18 protein-coding genes are annotated in these 21,419 nt (G+C 72.7%); 14 read left to right on the top strand and 4 right to left on the bottom strand.

Annotated features, from left to right (window positions below; genetic code table 11):
• The first annotated feature begins 112 nt into the window (after positions 1–112).
• Positions 113–2,287, top strand: coding sequence for a glycosyltransferase (locus VIG79_RS12750; protein WP_331886153.1), 2,175 nt, complete (start codon positions 113–115; stop codon positions 2,285–2,287).
• Positions 2,284–3,612 (top strand): glycosyltransferase, encoded by a 1,329-nt coding sequence (locus VIG79_RS12755; RefSeq protein WP_331886155.1) that lies wholly within the window; start codon positions 2,284–2,286, stop codon positions 3,610–3,612. The genes VIG79_RS12750 and VIG79_RS12755 overlap by 4 nt, the downstream gene beginning before the upstream one ends.
• On the opposite strand, the gene VIG79_RS12760 is transcribed toward VIG79_RS12755, so the two are convergent.
• Together VIG79_RS12760 and VIG79_RS12765 are read right to left on the bottom strand one after the other, a co-directional pair.
• Positions 3,593–4,507, bottom strand: a complete 915-nt coding sequence (locus VIG79_RS12760) for an aminoglycoside phosphotransferase family protein (protein ID WP_331886157.1) — start codon at positions 4,505–4,507, stop codon at positions 3,593–3,595. The genes VIG79_RS12755 and VIG79_RS12760 overlap by 20 nt on opposite strands.
• Positions 4,504–5,484, bottom strand: a complete 981-nt coding sequence (locus VIG79_RS12765; protein ID WP_331886159.1) for a DUF4439 domain-containing protein — start codon at positions 5,482–5,484, stop codon at positions 4,504–4,506. Before VIG79_RS12765 ends, VIG79_RS12760 begins: the two co-directional genes overlap by 4 nt.
• A 94-nt stretch (positions 5,485–5,578) precedes the next feature.
• Between VIG79_RS12765 and rimP the strand changes: the two genes are divergently transcribed.
• The 6 genes from rimP to truB all read left to right on the top strand — a co-directional run bounded on the left by rimP (position 5,579) and on the right by truB (position 12,026).
• Positions 5,579–6,118 (top strand): ribosome maturation factor RimP, encoded by a 540-nt coding sequence (rimP, locus tag VIG79_RS12770; protein ID WP_331886161.1) that lies wholly within the window; start codon positions 5,579–5,581, stop codon positions 6,116–6,118.
• The gene (nusA, locus tag VIG79_RS12775) at positions 6,118–7,137 is read left to right on the top strand and encodes a transcription termination factor NusA (protein WP_331886163.1); all 1,020 of its coding nucleotides are present in this window, start codon (positions 6,118–6,120) and stop codon (positions 7,135–7,137) included. Before rimP ends, nusA begins: the two co-directional genes overlap by 1 nt.
• Before the next feature lie 82 nt (positions 7,138–7,219).
• Positions 7,220–7,621, top strand: coding sequence for a YlxR family protein (locus VIG79_RS12780; protein WP_331886165.1), 402 nt, complete (start codon positions 7,220–7,222; stop codon positions 7,619–7,621).
• A gap of 68 nt (positions 7,622–7,689) precedes the next feature.
• Positions 7,690–10,575 (top strand): translation initiation factor IF-2, encoded by a 2,886-nt coding sequence (gene infB / locus VIG79_RS12785; protein ID WP_331886167.1) that lies wholly within the window; start codon positions 7,690–7,692, stop codon positions 10,573–10,575.
• A gap of 109 nt (positions 10,576–10,684) precedes the next feature.
• Entirely contained in the window at positions 10,685–11,143 is a 459-nt protein-coding gene (gene rbfA / locus VIG79_RS12790; RefSeq protein ID WP_331886169.1) for a 30S ribosome-binding factor RbfA, read from the top strand.
• A complete protein-coding gene (truB, locus tag VIG79_RS12795) occupies positions 11,127–12,026 on the top strand; it encodes a tRNA pseudouridine(55) synthase TruB (protein WP_331886171.1) in 900 nt (299 codons plus the stop codon). The genes rbfA and truB overlap by 17 nt, the downstream gene beginning before the upstream one ends.
• Position 12,027: 1 nt before the next feature.
• Here truB and VIG79_RS12800 read toward each other — a convergent pair whose 3' ends face one another.
• Positions 12,028–13,029: an SAM-dependent methyltransferase gene (locus tag VIG79_RS12800; protein ID WP_331886173.1), complete on the bottom strand. Its 1,002-nt coding sequence runs from the start codon at positions 13,027–13,029 to the stop codon at positions 12,028–12,030.
• A gap of 49 nt (positions 13,030–13,078) precedes the next feature.
• Between VIG79_RS12800 and VIG79_RS12805 the strand changes: the two genes are divergently transcribed.
• Together VIG79_RS12805 and rodA are read left to right on the top strand one after the other, a co-directional pair.
• Positions 13,079–14,041, top strand: coding sequence for a bifunctional riboflavin kinase/FAD synthetase (locus tag VIG79_RS12805; RefSeq protein WP_331886175.1), 963 nt, complete (start codon positions 13,079–13,081; stop codon positions 14,039–14,041).
• Positions 14,042–14,072: 31 nt separating this feature from the next.
• A complete protein-coding gene (gene rodA, locus VIG79_RS12810; protein WP_331886177.1) occupies positions 14,073–15,200 on the top strand; it encodes a rod shape-determining protein RodA in 1,128 nt (375 codons plus the stop codon).
• Positions 15,201–15,225: 25 nt separating this feature from the next.
• Here the strand turns inward: rodA and VIG79_RS12815 are convergent, their stop codons facing one another.
• Complete coding sequence (locus VIG79_RS12815; protein WP_331886179.1) at positions 15,226–16,140, bottom strand: LysR family transcriptional regulator; 915 nt, start codon at positions 16,138–16,140, stop codon at positions 15,226–15,228.
• Between the two features lie 72 nt (positions 16,141–16,212).
• Here VIG79_RS12815 and VIG79_RS12820 point away from each other — a divergent pair, with 72 nt between their 5' ends.
• The 4 genes from VIG79_RS12820 (at position 16,213) to VIG79_RS12835 (ending at position 21,400) form a co-directional block, all read left to right on the top strand.
• A complete protein-coding gene (locus VIG79_RS12820; protein WP_331886181.1) occupies positions 16,213–17,127 on the top strand; it encodes an EamA family transporter in 915 nt (304 codons plus the stop codon).
• 69 nt (positions 17,128–17,196) lie between these two features.
• The gene (locus tag VIG79_RS12825) at positions 17,197–19,080 is read left to right on the top strand and encodes a long-chain fatty acid--CoA ligase (protein WP_331886183.1); all 1,884 of its coding nucleotides are present in this window, start codon (positions 17,197–17,199) and stop codon (positions 19,078–19,080) included.
• Between the two features lie 99 nt (positions 19,081–19,179).
• The gene (locus VIG79_RS12830; protein ID WP_331886185.1) at positions 19,180–19,884 is read left to right on the top strand and encodes an ABC transporter ATP-binding protein; all 705 of its coding nucleotides are present in this window, start codon (positions 19,180–19,182) and stop codon (positions 19,882–19,884) included.
• Positions 19,859–21,400: a hypothetical protein gene (locus tag VIG79_RS12835; RefSeq protein WP_331886187.1), complete on the top strand. Its 1,542-nt coding sequence runs from the start codon at positions 19,859–19,861 to the stop codon at positions 21,398–21,400. Before VIG79_RS12830 ends, VIG79_RS12835 begins: the two co-directional genes overlap by 26 nt.
• The last annotated feature ends 19 nt before the right edge of the window (positions 21,401–21,419 follow it).

Below are 21,419 nucleotides of genomic sequence, written 5' to 3' on the forward strand. Positions count from 1 at the left end.
ACCTCACTCAGGGGGGCTGCTCACCCGCATCCGTATCGGGCGCTGCGTCGGAATACGGGTGTGGGCACGGACGTGACCCGCGGTCCGGCAGTCGGCGTCGAAGGGCGAGTTCGTGAGCGTGAGCGAGGCGGTTGGCGCCGAAATGGTCCAGAGGGGCGACCACCCGACGACCCTCGTCGAGGCGATCGCGTCCATGCGGACGTCGTCGGGGTCGACACCCGGCGACTCGGCACCCGACGACCCGGCGCCCGGGGACCCGGCGGCCGCGATCCGGGACCTGGACGTCGCGATCGCCGACGGGTCGGACGAGCTCGCCGCGATCGCGGCCGTCCACGCGCTCGCCGCCTTCCCAGGGGTAGAGGCGGGGGAGCGACTGGCGGCCCTGGTGTACCAGGACGGGTCGTTCCTTCGCGACCACGCGGCCTGGGCGTTGGGCTCGCGATCCCCGGTCGCCGCGGCCCTGCCGGGCCTGGTTGACCTGGTCCTCGACGGTGGCTTCGCCGGCACGCTAGCTCAGGCCACGCTGGAGTCGTTCGCCGCGCAGGAGCCAGGGCTGGTGCGCGATGCGCTGGTCGCCGCCGTGCCGTACGCCACGCTCGAGGATGCGAGGGGTCGGCTGGTCGAGACGCTCGGGCTGGTTCCCGGGGTGGTCAGCACGCGCATACTCCTCGAGCTCGCCGCCGACGACGACGAGCTGCCGGCGGCCCGGGCAGCGGCCCTGGCCGCTCTCGGCGACGTGGCGGACCCGTTCGACGCGCAGGTCCTCGCCACCCTGGACGCCGTCGCCGGGTCCCACGGCGCCCTCGCCGCGGTCGCCCGCCTCGCTCGCTCCGACCTGGACCGGCGTCGGTATCCGCCGGTCGGTCGGGCCGTACGCCAGGGGCTGACCGTGGCCCAGCTCTTCCTGCACGCGGACATCGACGGCGACCTGCGACGCGCCGGCCAGGGGGACACCGGCGGCATCGCCACCCTCCTCGTTCACCTGGGCGACGCGCTGCTCGCGGATCCCGGTCCCGTGCGGCGGGTGCTCACCATCTCTCGTGGCCGGGCGGGGGACGACCCGGGTCTGGAGTCGGTCGACCTCCCTGGCCACCACTACCTGCCGGTCCCCTTCTGGGGGCCGTCAGTGCCCGCTGCGGAGGCGTGGCCGCTGCGGGTCGCCACCCGGCGGGCGACGCGACGCATCCTCGACCGGGCTCAGGTCGACGTGCTCCACCTGCGCATGGCCGACGTCGGGTCCTGGGCCGCAGCCGAGGCGGCACGCGACCTCGGCGTGCCCGTGGTGCTGACGTTCGCTCCCGATCCCCACGCCTCGGTCGCGTCGCGCGAGGCGGACGGGGTCCTGACGCGTCAGAACGTCGGCCGCGTCGACGAGGTCGAACACCTCGTGTTCCGGATCCTCCTGCTGCGCCAGATCCAGCAGCAGGCGTCGCAGCTGGTCGTCTTCCCGCGTCCGGCCCTCGCGGCGAACCTCAGGGACCTGCTCGGTGTCGATGTCGAGCGCGAGCGCGGTCGCGTCACGGTGGTGCCCGAAGGCATCGACCCCGTGCCGCTCGACCGTGCGGCCCGCGAGGTCCCGGCCGCGGCGCAGGGCGGGTATGCGTCGGCCGCGACGCTTGACGCCCTCGACGACCTGGACGACCTGCTGATCACGCTGCCGCCGGACCGTCGGGGACTGCCGCTGGCCCTCACGGTCGGGCGGCTGCACCCCGTCAAGGGCATGGCGACCCTCGTCCAGGCCTGGACCGGCCACCCCGAGCTCGCCGAGCGATGCAACCTCCTCGTCATCGGCGGCGACCTCCGGAACCCGAGCCCGGACGAGCGAGAGCAGCTGTCCCGCATCGACGCCGCGGTGGCTCGGACCGACGGGCCTCGTGTCGGGCTCCTCCTGGCCGGTCATCGCCCCAACGCCACCGTCGCCACCTGGCTCGCGGCGGCGCGCTTCGGCCGGCCCGACCTGTGCGGTCCGGGCGGCGTCTACGTCTCGGCAAGCCTCAAGGAGGAGTTCGGCATCGCGATCCTCGAGGCGATGGCGTCCGGGCTGGTCGTGGTGGCGCCCTGGGAGGGTGGGCCGGCGACCTACGTCGAGGACGGTGTCACGGGCGTTCTCGCCGACACCCGCTCGCCGGCCGCCCTCGCTGCCGCCGTCGCCGCCGCGTTCGACCGGGCCGCCGCTCCTGGAGCCAGACGCCGGGCCGCGGGTGCCCAGCGGCTGGTCCGGGAGCGGTTCAGCGTCCACACCATGGCAGCGGCCCTCGCGGCGATCTACCAGGATGTCGCCTCGTGACGCTACTGGTCGTCAGCCCGGACTACGCGTCCCACCTCTACCCGCTCGCCACCCTGGCCACCGCCTGGCAGCAGGCCGGCGAGCGCGTCGTCGTGGCCACCGGTTCCGCCACCGACGAGATCGTGCGCGGGTTCGGCTTCGACCGGGAGCATCTCCAGCTCGGCCGAGGGTCCAACCCGGGGGTCATCCGGGCGGAGGACCAGCCCCGCGGCGAGGACGAGGCGCTGCGCGGCTTCTTCGACGCCACGCGGCGCGGCGCGGTCGAGACGCTCGCCTTCCAGGCGGCGGCCCGGGGTGACGACCTGCTCTGGGAACCGCTCCAGGTCGCGAAGGAGGTGGCCGCCGTCGTCGACCGGGTACGCCCGGACCACGTCCTCGTCGACCACCTGGCGTTCAGCGCCCGGCTGGCCCTCATGAGCGCGGGCGTCCGGCACGCGGACGTGGTCCTCGGGCACCCGTCAGCCCTGACCGTCGGTGCGGAGGTCTACGGCTACCCACCGGAGTGGCCGCGCTGCTTCCACCCCGACCCCGCCGCGCTGGCAAGCCTCCACACGCAGTGCATCCGGGTCCGGGACACCTTCACCGCCCGCTGGAACGACACGCTGCGCAGCCTCGACCCGTCGGCGGCCGCGAGCGACGACGCGTTCGCCGAGACCGGCGACGTGCTGATGCTCAACTACCCGGCGGAGCTCCAACCGCCCCAGCGCACCTCACTCCTGCCGCGGCACTCGTTCCTCGGCTCCGCGGTCCGCAGCGAGGCACCGGACGCCGAGGTCGACGCGTGGCTGGCCTCCGGCAGCGCACCCGTCGTCTACGTCAGCCTCGGGAGCTTCCTGTCCGTGCGCTCCGACGTGCTGGGCCGCATCGCCGCCGCGTTGAGCGGGCTCGACGTCCGGGTGGCGCTGGCCAGCGGATCCACCGCCGTGGCGGACCTCGGGCCGGTCCCCTCGTCCTGGCTGGTGCGGCGCGTGCTGCCCCAGGTGACGTTGCTGAGCCGGTCCGCGGTGATGGTGTCCCACGGCGGCAACAACAGCGTGACCGAGGCGTTGACGGCCGCCGTGCCGTCGCTCGTGCTGCCGCTGTCGACGGACCAGTTCGCCGCAGCGGCGGCGCTCGAGGCGGCGGGCTACGCCGAGGTCCTCGACCCCAACGCCGCGTCGCCCGAGCACATCCGCGACTCCGTGCTCCGGCTCCGGGGTCTCGGCGGCATACCTCGGACGCGACTGGACCAGCTGAGCGGCCGGCTCACGGCGACGCCGGGCCCGGTACGGGCTCGCCAGGCCCTGCTCTCCGCCACCGCGACGGTCAGTCGTTCATCGCCTTGATGATCGCCACGGCGAGACTGGCCCGGCCGGGCCCTTCCGCCGGGTCGGTGGCGTTGTCGACCTCGCGCACGATGGTCCAGGCCTTGGCCCGGTCCTCGGCGATGTCCGCGTGCTCGCAGACGATCTCGAGACGGCGGCGCAGGTTCCAGCGGACCGACGACCCGGTGCCGAGCTCGTCGGCCCGGTTCCACAGCGCCGGGGCGACCTCGAACGCCCGGTCGCCGGCGGTCGGCTTCGGGTCGATCGCCAGCCACGCCTGACGAGTACCGCGCAGCACGTTCTCGTAGTGCAGGTCGGTGTGCAGCAGCCACGCGTCGAGCTCGGGTCCGGTCACGAGCTCGGCCGCCAGCCGGCGACCCTGCTCGACGAACCGCCGGGGGAGCACGTCGAACGGTGCCGGCTTCGACAGCTGGCGGGCCGCATACGCCGTGAGTGTGGGGACCTGCGGCAGGGCCGGTGACCGCAGCTGCGCGAGGAGATCCCCGATCACCCCGCAAGCGGCGTCCGCAGGCAGCGAGCGCAGGTCGGTCGTCGCGTCGAGGCGTTCGAGCAGCAGCGCGAACCGGCGCGGGTCCGCGCGCAGCAGCCGGACCGAGCCGTGCCCGTCCCAGTGTCGGAGCCCGAGGTGCTCGGTGACCGCCTCGTGGTGCGGCCAGGTCACCTTGAGCACGGCCGGTCCGGTCGGCGAGGTGACCGGGACGGCCACCGCGCCGGCCCCCCAGCGGACCTCGCCGTCGGGGACGAGCGACCAGTCGGCCATCAGGTCGGTGAGCAGACCCGGGAGCCGCCGCAGCCACTCCGCGCCCGTGACCGCATACCAAGCGGTGGGGTCGACCTCGTCCGGTGGGTATGCGGCGACGCGGGCCCGGAAGCCCCGGGGGACCAGCTCCGTCACGGGTAGGCCTGGCCGGGGAACGGCACTGGCGCGACGCCCCAGGTGCGGCCGAGACGCTGGGCGTCGACGAGGAGCCGGACCAGGGTCGTCGTCGCCGTCGACCCCTCCGGCAGGGTCGCCAGCGGAGTCAGGCCACCGGCCACCAGCGTCGTCAGCACCTGGCCGGCCAGCCGGGACGCGACGTCCGGCGCCGTCACCGGGTAGGGGAGGGCGTAGCCGAGCGGCCCCACCGGGGCGGACGAGCCGGCCATCCCGGCCACCTCGGTCGCGCGGGAGTCCAGGTCGGTATGCGTGCCCTCGGCGACGGCGCGCTGGTCGCCTCCGGTCTGGGCGGCCACGACCTGGAAGGCGTAGGCGGCGGAGCGGGTGCCGTCCAGGAGCGGCACCGCGGCCGCGGGCGGCAGCGGGTCGGCCCTGGGCCAGCTCACGGTCGCTCCCAGCAGCTCCGCCGCCGCCCCGCACGAGGCGACGACGGAGGCGACGACGGCCCGGTTGGCGGCAGTGACGGTCGGGAGGGCGGGGAGCACCGCGGCGACGAGAGCGGTCTCGGCGGCAGCGACCTCCTGCGGGGTGGTCGACGGCGGTGCGCTGACCGCAGCCGTGGGGGCCGTCGTCGTCGGCGTCGAGGTGGCCGTCGGGCCGTCGATGACGTGGACCGGCACTCCGGCCGACGTCAGCCTGGAGCGTAGGACGTCGGCCTGGGTCTGGTGGATGGTCGCCAGTCGGCTGACGGTGTCGTTCGGGTTGGGGACCCGTCCGGCGGCCTGGGCGAGCGCTGTGGTGCGGCGGACGAGGTCGACCAGCACGGCCTCGTCCGGGACCGATTTTCGCTGAAGCAGGGGAAGTGTGGGAGCGTCGTCCTCCAGCCGGATGTCGCAGGCGGCGAGGAGCGGCGCGACCACGGTGGTCAGTGCGGCGGTCCGCAGCAGCTCGCGGCGCGTGGGCAGTGAGCCGCGCCTCGTTCCCTCCGCGGCCATGGCCCGATCATGACACGGAGCCCCGGATGGGGAGGGCCGCGACGAGCCGTCCTCGCTAGCATGACCAACGAGTCGAGAACAGGGGAGGTGGAACGTGGGCGAGGACATCGCTGCCGAGCTCGCTGCGCCTCTGACCGCCCTCTCCCTGGTCCCCGTCGAGGCGACCGTCACGACCGCCGGAACCCGACGGGTGCTGCGCGTGCTCGTGGACCGCGATGTCAGCCGGCTGGAGACCGCGGACGCCTCCAGCCCCGTCGACCCGCTCACCCTCGACGAGGTCGCCGACGCCACCCGCGTCGTGGGCGACCACCTCGACCGGCTCGACCTCATGGGCGAGCGTCCCTACACGCTGGAGGTCAGCTCACCGGGCGTCGGACGCCCGCTGACCGGGTATGCGGCCCTGCGGCGCAACGTCGGCCGGCTCGTCACGCTGACGGTCGACGACGGCACGGAGGTCACCGGGCGGGTGCTCGCCGTCACCCACGACGGCGTCACGGTCGAGACTCCGGCGACCCGCAAGCAGCCGGCGCAGCGCGAGACCGTGCCGGTGGCGAGGGTGCGGTCCGGTGCCGTGCAGGTGGAGTTCAACCGACCCAACGCCCATGGGGACCCGAGCGGTGGGGAGCCGGACTGATGGACATCGACGTCGCGGCCCTCCGGGCCCTGGAACGCGAGCGGGACATCAGCCTCGACGTGCTGATCCCCGCCATCGAGCAGGCGCTCCTCGTCGCCTACCACCGCACCGACGGCTCCTTCCGCATCGCCCGCGTCGAGCTGGACCGCAAGAGCGGTCACGTCATCGTGTGGGCCCGTGAGGAGGGCGAGCTGCTGCCCCCGACGGACGGCGATCGGCAGGAGCGCGCCGACCCCGGGCCGGAGTTCGACGACACCCCGGACGGGTTCGGCCGGGTGGCCGCCGCCACGGCGCGACAGGTCATCGTGCAGCGGCTGCGCGACCTCGAGGACGAGCAGATCCTCGGCGACTTCAAGGGCCGTGAAGGCGATGTCGTCTCGGGCGTCATCCAGCAGAGCTCCGACCCGCGCACCGTGCTCGTCGACTTCGGCACCGTCGAGGGCGTGCTGCCACTGGCCGAGCAGGTGCCCGGCGAGCGCTACCGGCACGGCGACCGGCTGCGCTGCTACGTCGTCAGCGTCAAACGGGGGCCCCGCGGACCGCAGATCGGGCTGTCCCGCACCCACCCGAACCTCGTTCGCACGCTGTTCCGCCTCGAGGTCCCGGAGATCGCCGACGGGACCGTCGAGATCGCGGCGCTGGCCCGTGAGGCCGGCCACCGCACCAAGATCGCCGTCCACGCGAAAGTCTCCGGGGTCAACGCCAAGGGCGCCTGCATCGGTCCGATGGGCGCCCGGGTACGCGCGGTGATGACCGAGCTGCACGGCGAGAAGATCGACATCGTCGACTACTCGCCGGACGCCGCGACCTTCGTGGCCGCAGCCCTGTCGCCGGCCCGGGTGCAGTCGGTCGAGATCGTCGACGCGCAGGCGAGGGCTGCGCGCGTCACCGTGCCGGACTACCAGCTGTCGCTCGCCATCGGCAAGGAGGCGCAGAACGTCCGCCTCGCCGCAAAGCTCACCGGCTGGCGGATCGACATCCGCCCCGACACCCCTGCCGACGACGGCCGCACGTCCTGAGCCCCGGGCATACCCGAACGTCGTCGCACGTTGAGTCGGTGGCCGGATCACCGGGCCGGAGCCGATCGGGGTAGACTTACTCGTGACCGACCGGTCTGGACTCCCTGTCTCGGTACCCGTACGCACATGCGTCGGATGTCGTCGCAGGGATAGCTGGTCGGCACTCCTGCGAGTGGTCGCGGTGAGGGAAGAGCCCGACAACGCCATGAACGGTGTCGTCGTGCTGGTCCCGGACCCGCGGCACCGACTACCGGGACGTGGCGCGTGGCTGCACCCGAGTACGACGTGTTTCGAGCAGGCGGTTCGCCGGAAGGCGTTCACCCGGGCCCTGCGGCTGCAGGCCGGGCCGGACGTCTCCCGCGTGGCGGACCACTTGGAGACCGCCGGACGCACCTCCATGACAACCCCGATCACCACCGATCACGACAGACCAACCGAAGGCGGGTCAGACGCTGATGAGCACTCGATGAGCACTCAGCAATGAGCAAGCCCCACAACCAGGTCTGACCCAAGGAATGTCCTTCCGGGTCGGACCACCCGAGAAGGAGAAACGTGGCCAAGGTCCGTGTCTATGAGCTCGCCAAAGAGCTCGGAGTCGAGAGCAAGACGCTCTTGACGTATCTCAAGGACAAGGGCGAGTTCGTCCGGTCGGCATCCTCGACCATCGAGCCCCCTGTCGTTCGCACCATCAAGGAGTCGTTCCCGGCCGAGCTGCGGGGAGCAGCCAACGGGAACGGCAACGGAAACGGCGCCCACACGGCCGTGAAGACGGCCGCCCCGTCGGCACCGGCGCCGTCCGCTCCCGCACCGTCCACTCCGGCGCCCGCTCCGGTCCGCGCCGAGACCCCGCCGCCGGCCCCCGCCACGGCCCCTGCGCACATCCAGGTGCCCGGCCAGGCCCCGGTCCAGCCGGCGGCCGCTGCCGCCCCGCCCGCTGCCGCCTCCGCAACTGCCGCGGCCCGGCCGTCCACCCCGGCGCCGGCTCCGGCCGCTCCGGGTCCGCGTCCCGCGGCTCCCGGCGTCGCCGCCCGTGAGACCAGCCGTCCGGGTGCTCCCGGTGGCGCCGGTGCGCCCGGTGGCGCCCCGCGTCCGGCCCCGCGTCCGGGCGGTCAGCCCCGGCCCGGCAACAACCCGTTCGCCCCGAGCCAGGGCATGGGCCGCCCGGCGGCCGCCCGCGAGGGCTCGTCGCGTCCGGGCAACAACCCCTTCGCCCCGAGCCAGGGGATGCCGCGTCCCCAGTCCCGTCCGGGAGGCCCCGGCGCCGCCGGTCCGCGTCCCGGCGGCACCGGTGTGGCCGGCCCGCGTCCGGGTGGTGCGCGTCCCAACCCCGGGATGATGCCCGACCGCGCCGCGATCGGCCGTCCCGGCACCCGTCCGGGTGGTCCCGGAGGTCGTCCGGGTGCGCCCGGTCGCCCCGGTGGTCCCGGCGGCGGTGGCGGCGGTGGCGGGTTCGGCGGTCGTCCCGGCGGCGGCGGTCGTCCGGGTGGCGGCGGCCGTGGCTCCGCGCCCGGTGCGTTCGGCCGCGGTGGTGGGCGTCCGGTTCGTGGACGCAAGTCCAAGCGGGCGAAGCGCCAGGAGTTCGAGCAGATGCAGGCCCCGACGATCGGTGGCGTGCAGGTTCCCCGTGGGGACGGCTCGCAGGTCGTGCGGATGCGCCGTGGCGCGTCGCTGACCGACTTCGCCGACAAGATCAACGCCAGCCCGGCGTCGCTCGTCACGGTCCTGTTCCACCTCGGTGAGATGGCCACCGCGACGCAGTCGCTCGACGAGGACACCTTCCGCCTCCTCGGTGCCGAGCTCGGCTTCCAGATCGAGGTCGTCTCCCCGGAGGACGAGGAGCGCGAGCTGCTCGAGCAGTTCAACATCGACCTCGACGCCGAACGCGAGGCCGAGGGCGACGACGACCTGGTGGCTCGCCCGCCGGTGGTCACCGTCATGGGTCACGTCGACCACGGCAAGACCAAGCTCCTCGACGCGATCCGGCAGGCGAAGGTGGCCGAGGGTGAGGCCGGTGGCATCACCCAGCACATCGGCGCCTACCAGGTCGCGACGCACCTGGAGGACCAGGAGCGACAGATCACCTTCATCGACACCCCGGGTCACGAGGCGTTCACCGCCATGCGAGCCCGTGGTGCCAAGGTCACCGACATCGCGATCCTCGTGGTGGCGGCGGACGACGGTGTGATGCCGCAGACGATCGAGGCGCTGAACCACGCCCAGGCGGCCGACGTGCCGATTGTCGTGGCGGTCAACAAGATCGACAAGGAGGGAGCGAACCCCGACAAGGTCCGCCAGCAGCTCACCGAGTACAACCTCGTGGCCGAGGAGTACGGCGGCGAGACGATGTTCGTCAACGTGTCCGCCCGGACCGGCGAGAACATCGACGCCCTCCTGGAGGCGGTGCTCCTCACCGCCGACGCGGCGCTCGACCTGCGGGCCAACCCCAATAAGGACGCGCGTGGTGTCGCGATCGAGACCCACCTCGACAAGGGCCGTGGCCCGGTGGCGACGGTGCTCGTCCAGTCCGGCACGCTGCACGTCGGCGACGCGATCGTCGCGGGGTCCGGCTACGGCCGCGTCCGCGCGATGCTCGACGAGCACGGCAACACGGTCTCGGAGGCGACTCCGTCTCGGCCGGTGCTCGTCCTCGGGCTGACCTCGGTGCCCGGCGCCGGCGACACGTTCCTCGTGGCGCCCGACGACCGCACCGCGCGTCAGATCGCGGAGCGCAAGGAGGCCGCCTCTCGGGCTGCCTCGCTCGCCAAGGCGCGCAAGCGGATCTCGCTCGAGGACCTCAACGAGGCGCTCGCCCAGGGCAAGGTCGACACCCTCAACCTCATCCTCAAGGGTGACGCGTCGGGTTCGGTCGAAGCGCTGGAGGACGCTCTGCTCCAGATCGACGTGGGCGACGAGGTCGACCTACGGATCATCGACCGGGGTGTCGGCGCGATCACGCTGAACAACATCAACCTCGCCGTGGCGTCGGACGCGATCATCATCGGGTTCAACGTCCGGGCCGAGGGCCAGAACGCCGACGTCGCCGACCGCGAGGGCGTGGAGATCCGGTACTACTCGGTGATCTACCAGGCCATCGAGGAGATCGAGGCAGCGCTCAAGGGCATGCTCAAGCCGGAGTTCGAGGAGGTTCGCCTCGGTGAGGCGGAGATCCGCGAGATCTTCCGGTCGAGCAAGTTCGGCAACATCGCCGGGTCGATCGTCCGGAACGGGGAGATCCGCCGCGGCGGTCGCGCTCGGATCCTGCGCGACGGCACGGTCATCGGTGAGAGCCTCGAGATCGCCGGGCTGCGCCGGTTCAAGGACGACGTCACCGAAGTCCGCGAGGGCTTCGAGTGCGGCATCAACCTGGGCTCGTTCAACGATCTCCAGATCGGCGACACGATCCAGATGTTCGAGATGCGCGAGAAGCCGAGAGCGTAGTCGTCTCACCTTGGTCGGTGCCTGGCTCACAGGCACCGACCAAGGCTGGTCTTCGGGCTCACCGCTTGTCATCGGACGCCGCTCCCTCACCTCTGGAGGACAACATCACATGGCCGACCCTGCCCGCGCCCGAAAGGTCGCCGACCGCATCAAGGTGGTCGTCGCCGAGACCCTCGAGCACCGCGTCAAGGACGAGCGGCTCGGCTTCACGACGATCACCGACGTCCGAGTGACCGGTGACCTCCAGAACGCGACGATCTTCTACACCGCTTACGGGTCGGACGACGACCGCGCCGCCTCGGCGGCCGCCCTGGAGTCGGCCAAGGGCAAGCTGCGCACCGCCGTCGGCAAAGCGCTCGGCATCCGGCTGACGCCGTCGCTGGAGTTCATCCCGGACGCGCTCCCCGAGGGGGCCGCGCACCTCGAGGACGTCCTCGTCGCGACGCGCGCCGCCGACGCGGAGCTGGCCCGCTCCCGCCAGGGAGCCGTCTACGCCGGCGACGCCGACCCGTACAAGAAGCCCAGTGACTCCGACGACGACCCGGAGCCGGATGACGACGACGCCTGAGGGCCGGTCCGAGGGTCTCCTCCTCGTCGACAAGCCGTCCGGCTGGACCTCGCACGACGTCGTCGCCCGGGTTCGCCGCATCTGCGGCACCCGTCGCGTGGGCCACGCCGGCACGCTGGACCCCATGGCCACCGGCGTCCTGGTCCTCGGGGTCGGCCGGGCCACCAAGCTGCTCACCTTCCTCGTCGGCTGCGACAAGGGGTATGCGGCGACGGTCCGCCTCGGCGAGTCGACGGTCACCGACGACGCCGAGGGCGACGTGGTGGCGTCGGCCGACGCCAGCGAGGTCTCCCGGGCCGCCATCGACGCGGCCGTCGCGGGGCTGACCGGCGCGATCCAGCAGGTTCCGTCCTCGGTCAGCGCGATCAAGATCGACGGTCAGCGGTCGTACGCGCGGGTGCGCTCGGGCGAGGACGTCACGCTGGCTGCGCGACCGGTGACGGTCAGCCGGTTCGCCGTGCTCGACGTGCGGCCGGCCGGCACCTGCCTCGACGTCGACATCGAGGTCGAGGTGTCGTCGGGGACCTACGTCCGGGCCCTGGCCCGCGACCTGGGCTCGGCTCTCGGCGTCGGCGGTCACCTCACCGCGCTGCGCCGGACCCGGGTGGGCCGCTACGCGATCGACGACGCGGTACCTCTGGAGAGCCTTGAGCCCGGCGGACCGGTGCCACTGGTGGCCATGGGCGCCGCGGCTCGGGCGCAGTTCGCCCTGCACGAGCTGACCACCGAGGAGGCCACGGCGGTCGGCCACGGCAGACGTATACCGACCGCCGGCGAGGGCGAGCCCGTGGTCGCAGCCCTCGGACCCGACGGGTCACTCGTCGCCATGCTCGACGAGTCCGGCCCCGAGGCGCGGCCGATCGTCGTCTTCGCGCCCGGCTGACCTACCGGGGCTTCCGGGCGACCAGCAGGTCGCGGTGGATGCCCGCGTCCACGCGATGGGCGAAACCCCGGTACGGCCCGTCGTCACAGACCTCCAGGCCGGCGCGGCCACACCGGGCCACAAGATCGGCGCGGCTGAGACCGTGGGTGTTCCAGGCGATCCCGACCGCACCGCCGGGGCGCAGCACCGAGACCCACACGGGCAGGGCGTCCGCGAGCAGGTCCGCCGGGCTGCGGTCCCGCCCGCCTCGCACCCCGCGGCTGCCGTGCGCGACGCCGTACGGGGCGTCCGTGACGACGACGTCGACACGGCGGCGCTGGAGCAGCTCCGCCGTCGCCAGGGTGTCGGCCGCAAACAGGACCAGCGACTGCGGGTCATCGCGGCCGATCTCCGCCTCGAGCAGGTCGCCGAGCCGCCGTCCGTCGCGGCGCAGCGGCGTGAGTCCGATGCGGTGCTTCAGGCGCTTGCGGCGCAGCCAGGTGGTGAGGAACGCCGAGTAAGCCTCGACCTCGCGCCGCTCGACCTCCACACCGACGGCGTCGTGGCCGAGGGTCAGCGCCCAGCTGAGCGTCGTCCCCCGACCGGCCAGCGGGTCGAGCACGGTCCGGCGGGCCCGGTCCGGCAGGTCGGTCGAGGCGAGTGTGACGTTGAGCAGGACCCGGGTCAGCTGCTCGTTGGTCTTGCCCGGGTACTTGGGGATGGTGAGCAGGTCGTCGTCGAACCGTTCGCCGCCCCGCGCCTCGACCGGCCGCAGGAGGTCGCCCTCGCGCTCGAACACGGCGAAGGTCGCGGCCAGGCCGCCGAGGATGCGTGGGTCGACCGCGTCGGCCAGCTCCACCGCGAGGTAGGGCACCCCGGCCACCGTCGTCGGCGACGCGCCGACAACACCACCGAGATGGACCGCCGACACGACGATCTCGGCCTCGGCCGCCGTGATGGCGGGCGCGTCACCCGCGTACACCCGGTTGCTCGAGGGCGCGAGCAGGACGAGGTACTCCGGCACGCGCCAACCCTAGAGTCTGCTCGACCGGGCGCCTTCTAGAGTGTCCCCCGTGCACGTCTGGAACGGCCTCGCGGAGGTCCCTGCCGACCTCGGTCGTTCCGTCGTTACCCTCGGCAACTTCGACGGGGTGCACCGTGGGCACCGTGCGGTCCTCGGGCAGCTGGTGGAGCAGGCGACCTCGCGCGACGCGACCTCGGTCGCGGTGACCTTCGAGCCGCACCCGCTGGCCGTGCTCTTCCCCGAGCGCGCCCCGACACCCCTCACCTCACTGGCGCAGCGGCTGGACCTGCTGGCGGGGTCCGGCCTCGACGCGGTGCTGGTCATGGAGTTCACCGTCGAGTTCGCCCGCCTCACCCCCGTGGAGTTCGTTGAGCAGGTCTTCGTGGACGCTCTCCACGCCGGCGCGGTCATCGTCGGCGAGGACACCCGGTTCGGCTGGAAGAACTCCGGCAACGTCGACACCCTGCGCGAGCTCGGTGCCACGCACGACTTCGACGTCATCGTCCTCGCCGACCTCGGCGACGGAGAGCGCTGGTCCTCGACGATGGCGCGTGCGCAGCTCGCGGACGGCGACGTCGAGGGCGCCGCTGTCGTGCTCGGCCGGCCGCCCAGCGTCTGCGGCACGGTCGTCCACGGCGACCACCGCGGGCGCGAGCTCGGCTTCCCGACCGCGAACCTCGGGCCCGTCGTCGAGGGTCTGGTCCCTGCCGACGGCGTGTACGCGGGGTGGCTGGTGCGCCTCGACCTCCCGGAGGACGACTCGGTCGACCGGCTGCTCCCGTGCGCCGTCTCGATCGGGACGAACCCCACCTTCGACGGCCACGAGCGCCGGGTCGAGGGGTACGTCCTGGACCGCACCGACCTCGACCTCTACGGCGAGCGCATCTGCTACGAGCTGGTCCGGCGGCTGCGGCCGACGCTGAAGTACGAGGGGATCGAGCCGTTGGTGCGCCAGATGAACCTCGACGTCGCCCAGTGCCGGGAGATCCTCAGCACCATCGTCCCGTCCTGACCTCGGCTCGGATCGGCTCGGTACGGGTCCGGTGAGCGTCCTCGGGGGAGCCGACCGCCGGACCTTGTGGGCGCGGACCGACTGGGGCATCGTCATCGCCGGCCTGGGGCTGTCCGGGGTCGGTGCGCTGCTCGTGTGGTCGGCGACGCGGCATACCTCGGGTTCGCAGTACCTGCTCAAGACGCTCGTCAACCTCGGCGTCGGGCTGGTCTGCTTCGCCCTCGTCACCCGGATCGACCACCGGACGCTGCGGGCCTGGGCGCCGTGGGTCTACCTCGTGTCGCTGGTCGGGCTGCTCCTCGTGCTGAGCCCCGTCGGGTCGACCGTGAACGGGTCGCGTTCGTGGATCCAGCTGCCGGGTGGGTTCTCGGTGCAGCCGTCGGAGTTCGTCAAGGTGGCACTCTGCGTCGGCCTCGCGATGATCCTCGCGGAGCGGAGGGACCGCGACCAGCGGCCCTCCGCTCGAGACCTCCTGCTGGCCGGAGTCGTGACCCTCGTGCCGGTCGGTCTGGTCCTGCTGCAGCCCGACCTGGGGTCGGCGCTGGTCCTCGTGGCGATGGCGTTCGGGGTCATCGCGGTGGCCGGCGCGCCCAAGTCGCTGCTGCTGGCCGTGGGCGCGATCGGGGTCGTCGGCGTTGCGGCGATGTTCACGACGCGGGTGCTGAGCGCCTACCAGCGCGCTCGGCTGACGGCCTTCCTCGACCCCTCCGCGGATCCGGAGGGCATCGGCTACCAGACTCGGCAGGTGCGGATCGCGATCGGCCAGGGCGGGTGGTTGGGTCGGGGGCTGTTCCAGGGGCCGCAGACGCAGAGCGGCGCGATCCCGTTCCAGCAGACCGACTTCGTGTTCTCGGTGGCGGGGGAGGAGTGGGGGTTCCTGGGCGCCGCGGGGGTGGTCGTGCTGGTGGTGTTCCTCATCCTGCGAACCCTGCTGGTGGGGTCCCGCAGCGACCCGTTCGGGCAGCTGGTCTGCGTGGGCGTCGCGGTCTGGTTCGCGGTGCAGGCGTTCGAGAACATCGGGATGAACCTGGGGATCATGCCGGTCACCGGCCTCCCGCTGCCGTTCCTCTCCTACGGCGGCTCCTCGATGTTCGCCGCGTGGCTCGCGCTCGGCCTGGTCAACAACGTCCACCTGGCCGGGACGGCCCACCGCCGATGAGGTCTGCGGCGGCATGCGGGTTGCTTCAGGTCTGGAGGCCGAGACCGGGCGCCATCTCGACGAGGGTGTCGCGCAGGTACCGGATCGTCGGACTGGAACCCATGCTCCGGCGCCACGCCAGCGAGACCTCACGGGTGGGCACCGGGTCCCGAACCGGCAGCACCCGGACCGAGTCCGGCAGCGGCTCCCGACCGAGCCGTGGGATCAGCGACACCGCCGCCCCGTGGCTCACCAGGGCGATGTGCGAGCTCCACTCGGCCGCCCAGAACGAGACGCGCGGCGGACCGCCGACCGGGCCGAACAGCCGGGTCAGCCACTCGTGACAGACACTCCCGACGGGGGCCGACGCGAACACCTCGCCCACGAGGTCCGCCGGCGTGACCGACGTCTGCCGGGCCAGCCGGTGACCGAACGGCACGAGGATGTCGGCCACGTCGACCCCTATCGTGGCCAGCTCGACGTGCTCGGGATGGGCCAGGCGTGTGTCGCCCCACTGGTGGACCAGCGCCGCGTCGACCTGGCCGGACGCGACCGCCTCCATCCCGAGCGGCGGGTCCAGCTCGACGAGGCTGAGCTGGAGGTCGTACCCGTCCGCCGCCACGAGCGACAGCGCGGGTGCCACCAGCCCGCGTACCGCCGTCGAGAACGCGGCGAGCCGCAGCCGGCCGCCGACGACCGAGCCGGCCGAGTAGAGGTCCGACTCGATCTGCTCCATCCGGTCCAGCAGGTCGGCGCCCTGGTCGGCCAGCCGCTCGCCGTGGTCGGTCAGCAGGACCCCCCGGCCGTACCGCTCCAGCACCGCTGACCCGGTCTGCCGCTCCAGCTTCTTGATCTGCTGCGACACCGCCGACGGCGTGAAGCCGAGGACCTCGGCGGCCGCGACCACCGAGCCGTGCGACCGGACCGCCCGGAGCGACTGGAGTGCCACGAGATCAATCATGCAGCGATGCTACATCGTGAGATGCATGATTATTCGCTGGTACTTCACGGTTGTCGGGGCCAACATGGGTCCATGACGCCGCGCCACGCCCTCGCCGCCATCGCGGTCGCGGTCATCTGGGGCGCGAACTTCGTCGTCATCGACGCCGGCCTGCACGACATGCCACCGTTGACCTTCGTCGCGCTGCGCTTCGTGGCCGTCCTCGTGCCGGCGATCTTCTTCGTGAAGAAGCCCGACGCTCGATGGCGTGACATCCTGCTCATCGGCCTGTTCCTCAGCCTGGGTCAGTTCGGCCTGCTCTACCTGTCGCTGGACCTCGGGATGCCGCCCGGCCTGGCCTCGCTCGTCGTCCAGGTGCAGGTCATCTTCACCGTCGTCATCGCGGCCCTCGCCCTCCACGAACGCCCGACCAGGCGCCAGCAGCTCGGCGTCCTCATCGGGCTGGTCGGTCTCACCGTGGTGGCGCTGGGGCGCACGGCCGAGACCCCGCTGCTCGCGCTGATGCTCTGCCTCGCCGGCGCCCTGTCCTGGGCGACGGGCAACGTCGTCACCCGCCGGGTCGGCACCTCGTCCGGTCTCTCGATGACGGTCTGGTCCGGCCTCATCGTCCCCGTGCCGCTGTTCGCCCTTTCCCTGCTCGTCGACGGCCCGGAGGCGGTCGCCAACGGTCTCCGCCACATCGACTGGGTGACGATCGGCTCGACGCTCTACACCGCATACCTCTGCTCGTTGTTCGGGTACGGCGTCTGGAACAGCCTGCTGGTGCGATACCCCACCGCCGTGGTGGTGCCCTTCACGCTGCTGGTGCCGGTCAGCGGCATCGCGACGGCATGGGTCTTCCGCGGCGAGCGTCCCACCCTCGGCACGGTGATCGGCGGACTGCTGCTCCTCCTCGGCGTCCTCGTCACCGCGGTCTCCCGGCGTCGCCGCCCTCGCCCGGAGCGTGACGGTCTGGTGTCGAATCCGGGCGAGGTATTCACCCGCTGAGAGCCTGCTGACAGGATCTTCGGACCGCGTCGGGACGTTCCGACGCCTGGGATGCTCGAGGAGCCCGGGATGGGAGCACAGGCCGTTGCGGACGAGGTCGTCCGACGTGACGTCATCGACACCCGCGCACCGAGCATCGCGCACCTCTTCCGCCAGCGGGTCGCGGCGTCGGGGTCACGCGAGGCGCTCCAGTACCTTGTCCCCGACACCGGTACCGAGAGCGGGGAGCGGCTCGAACGGCTGACCTGGGACCAGACCCGCGAGCGGGCCGACCTGTGGGCCGCCGGCCTCGTGGCTCTGGGTGTCGGCCTCGAGGACCGCGTGGCCATCGCCTCGACCACCCGCGTGGAGTGGGTCCTCGCCGACCTCGCCATCATGACCGCCGGCGCCGCGACGACGACGATCTACCCGACCATGCTCGACGCCGACGTGGCCTTCATCGTCGCCGACTCCGGCAGCAAGGTCGTCTTCGCCGAGAACGCGGCGCAGGTCCAGAAGCTGCGCGACCACCGCGACGAGCTGCCCGAGCTGCTCCGCGTCGTCACCTTCGACGGCAGCGCGGACGACGACGTGGACGGGACGGACGGCTGGGTCATCACCGCCGACCGCCTGGCTGAGCTGGGCGGCCAGCGACTGGCCGACGAGCCGACCGTGCTCGACGAGCGCATCGAGGCCCTCACCCCCGAGCACCTCGCCGTCGTCATCTACACGTCGGGCACCACCGGCCGGCCCAAGGGCGTGCTGCTCACCCACGACGCCCTCGTCTACGAGGGCGCCGGCGTCGACTCGGTCTCGCTCCTCAACGAGGACGACCTCCAGTTCCTCTGGCTGCCGCTCTCGCACGTGTTCGGGAAGATCCTGCTGATCCTGCCGCTCCAGATCGGCTTCTCCACCGCGGTCGACGGGCGGATCGACCGGATCGTCGACAACCTCGCGGTCTTCAAGCCGACCTTCATGGGCGCCGCGCCGCGCATCTTCGAGAAGGCGTACGCCCGGATCAGCATGATGTTCGCCCACGAGACCGGCGTGAAGAAGACCCTCGTCGACTGGGCGCTCGGGGTCGGCGGGCAGGTGGCGGCGATGCGCGAGCAGGGCGAGCAGCCCTCCGGCCTGCTGTCGGTCCAGCACACGCTGGCCGACCGGCTGGTCCTGTCCAAGGTGCGCGAGCGCTTCGGGGGACGCGTCAAGTTCTTCATCTCCGGGTCGGCCGCCCTCAACCCCGACGTCGCCCGCTGGTTCTCCTCGGTGGGGCTGCTGATCATCGAGGGCTACGGCCTCACCGAGACCAGCGCCGCCACCTGCGTGAACCGGCCCCGGCTCGGTCGCTACATCTTCGGCTCCGTCGGCTGGCCACTACCGGGGACGCAGGTCCGTACCGCGGACGACGGTGAGCTCCTCGTCAAGGGCCCCGGCGTCATGCGCGGGTACCACAACCGCCCGGACGCCACGGCCGAGGTGTTCACCGAGGACGGCTGGTTCCACACCGGCGACATCGGCACGGTCGACGAGCGCGGCTTCGTCAAGATCACCGACCGCAAGAAGGACCTGTTCAAGACCTCAGGCGGGAAGTACGTCGCGCCGTCCGTCATCGAGACGATGTTCAAGGGGATCTGCCCCTACGTCAGCCAGTTCGTCGTCATCGGGGAGGGCCGCAACTACGCCTCGGCGCTCATCACGCTCGACCCGGACGCCGTCACCCAGTGGGCCGCGGCGAACGGCATGGCCGGCCAGGAGTATGCCGACGTCGTCACCTCCGACGCCGCGCAGGCGATGGTCCAGGGCTACGTCGACGAGCTCAACGACGGCCTCAACCGCTGGGAGACGATCAAGCGGTTCACCATCCTCGACCGCGACCTCACCGTCGACGAGGGTGAGCTCACCCCCAGCCTGAAGCTGCGCCGCAAGATCGTCGTGGAGCGGTACGGGTCGGAGATCGACCTGCTGTACCGCTGAGGCGCGAACCCGCATACCCGGTCCGACGTTCGGTCACCCTTCCGCCGGGCTCCGGTGGTTGAGGGTCGCAACCCGGTATGCGTGTTGCACACTTTCCCCGTGACGGCGGTGGTGAGGGTCGGGGACCTCAAGGTGAGCTTCGGCTCGGTGGTCGCCGTCGCCGGAGTGTCCTTCGAGGTTCGGGCCGGTGCCGCGACGGCGCTCCTGGGCCGTAACGGCGCCGGCAAGTCGACCACCATGCGGGTCCTCGCCGGCGTCGTCCCGGCGTCCAGCGGGCTGGCCGAGGTGGCCGGCATCGACGTCGCCGCCGACCCCCTGGAGGCCAAGCGCCGGATCGGCTACTGCCCCGACGTGGGCGGCCTCATCCCGCGGGCCACGCCCTGGGAGCACCTGCAGCTGAGCGCCCGGCTGCGCGGGCTGCGGGACTGGGAACCGCGGGCGCGGCAGCTGCTCGACCAGTTCGACCTCGGCGGTGAGGCCCACCGGGTCACCGCGGGGTTCAGCCACGGGATGGGGCGCCGCATGTCGGTCGCGCTGGCCGTCTTCCACCAGCCGCCGGTCCTGCTGCTCGACGAGCCGTTCGACGGGGTCGACCCGACCGGCGTGGACGCCACGCTGGAGGCGGTGGCCGACGCCCGCGCCCGTGGCGCCGCCGTGATCCTCTCGACGCACCTGCGCGACCTCGCGGTGCAGGCCTGCGACCACGCGGTCGTCCTGCGGGGCGGCCTCGCCGTGGCCAGCGTCGAGGCTCACGAGATGGCCGGCGAGGGAGGCGCGCGTGCCTACCGGGCGCTCCTCGGCTGACGTCGGTCGGCATCCCGGGCCGGCAACGTCCCTCCGCCTGTTGCTCGGGCTGCGCGCCCGCGGCCTGCGCACGCCCGCGCGAGTCGCCGTGGTGGTCGGCGTCGCCCTGCTCGTCGCGGTCACCGTCGTGTCGGTCACCCTCCCGTCGCAGGTCGGGCTCGCCCCGGAGCTGGTCGAGGCGATGCGTCGGTACCTCCCGGTCGGCTTCCTGGCCTTCGTCGTGACGACGGCGACGGCGGTCCTGTTCGGCGGCGGCGGCCGCGAGGCGATCGCCGCGGACCAGGTCGTCGCCTACCCGCTCGGGCCGACGACCGACCACCTGGCCGGACTCGTGCTCGCCCCGCTCAACCTGGCCTGGCTGATTCAGGCCTGGTCCCTGCTGGCCGCCGTCGCGGTGCTCACCCGCGGCGGTCACACCTGGGCTGCCGTCGTGCCCGTCCTGCTCTGGCTGGTGGCGGTGACCGTCGCCGTCCAGTGGCTGTCGTGGGTCGTGGAGTACGTGCGCCGTGGGCCGCGGGGGGAGCTGGTGGTGCGAACCACCGCCGTGTTCGCAGGTCTGGCGATCGTTGTCGTCGTCGCCACCGGCCACCTGCTCGACGCCGCCCGCTGGACACCCGCCGCGTGGGCGTCGTCGCTGCCGGCCATGGGCGCCGCGGGGGACTGGCTGAACTGGCTGTTCGGCTGTCTCGTCCTGACGGCGGTCGCCCTGGGCGCGGCGATCCTCGGCGTCGGTGCCGCCCGCATGACCTGGACGCGTCCGGCCACGACGCAGGCCCGGGTCGAGACCCGGCGGTATGCGATCCGCGCCTTCCCGCGAGGCGACCTGCAGGCGCTCGTCGCGATCGACCGCGCCAGTGTGTGGCGGTCAGCACCGTTGCGCCGGGGGCTGGTCCTGCTGAGCCTGCTGCCGGTCGTGGTCGCCTTCGCGGGCCGGCTGGACTGGCTGATGGTCCCGGTTCTCCCGGGCCTCGTCGCGTCGGGTGGCGCGCTGCTGTTCGGTGTCAACGCCTGGGCCCTCGACGCGCGCGGCGCGGTCTGGCGCGAGAGCCTGCCGGTGGCTCCGCGTACCGTGCTCGTCGCGCGGGCGTGGGTGCTCGTGGAGGTCCTCACGGTGGCGTCGGTGGCGACCCTGCTCATCTGCGGCTGGCGAGCGGGGCAACCCACTGCCGCCGAGCTGAGCGCAGCCGTCTGCGCCACCCTGACCATCGCCCTGCGGACCGTCGCGTCGGGCCTTCGCTGGTCGGTGCGTCGGCCGTTCAGCGTCGACCTGCGCAGCGTCCGGGCCACGCCGGCGCCACCGCTGGTGATGGTCGCCTACTCGGCCCGGCTCGCCGTGGCGGCGACGCTCACCGGTCTGGTGTTCTCCGTGGTGGGACGGCTGTTTCCCTGGTGGTACTGCGTGGTCCTCGCCGTGGTGCTGTGCGCGACCTCGGTGTTCAGCCTGTGGTGGACGGGGCGGCTCTGGGAGCGGCCCTCGGTGCGCTCCCGGGTGGTCGAGACCGTGGCCAGCGTCTGACCGACGATTCGGGGCTGGA

This window comes from Lapillicoccus sp., assembly GCF_036559105.1.
Lineage (GTDB): Bacteria > Actinomycetota > Actinomycetes > Actinomycetales > Dermatophilaceae > Lapillicoccus.

Excerpts from the sequence above, each read along its gene's own strand:
- rbfA (WP_331886169.1), top strand. The coding sequence starts at position 10,685 with ATGGCCGACCCTGCCCGCGCCCGAAAGGTCGCCGACCGCATCAAGGTG.
- VIG79_RS12825 (WP_331886183.1), top strand. The coding sequence starts at position 17,197 with ATGGGAGCACAGGCCGTTGCGGACGAGGTCGTCCGACGTGACGTCATC.
- VIG79_RS12820 (WP_331886181.1), top strand. The coding sequence starts at position 16,213 with ATGACGCCGCGCCACGCCCTCGCCGCCATCGCGGTCGCGGTCATCTGG.
- nusA (WP_331886163.1), top strand. The coding sequence starts at position 6,118 with ATGGACATCGACGTCGCGGCCCTCCGGGCCCTGGAACGCGAGCGGGAC.
- VIG79_RS12765 (WP_331886159.1), bottom strand. The coding sequence starts at position 5,484 with ATGGCCGCGGAGGGAACGAGGCGCGGCTCACTGCCCACGCGCCGCGAG.
- truB (WP_331886171.1), top strand. The coding sequence starts at position 11,127 with ATGACGACGACGCCTGAGGGCCGGTCCGAGGGTCTCCTCCTCGTCGAC.
- VIG79_RS12815 (WP_331886179.1), bottom strand. The coding sequence starts at position 16,140 with ATGATTGATCTCGTGGCACTCCAGTCGCTCCGGGCGGTCCGGTCGCAC.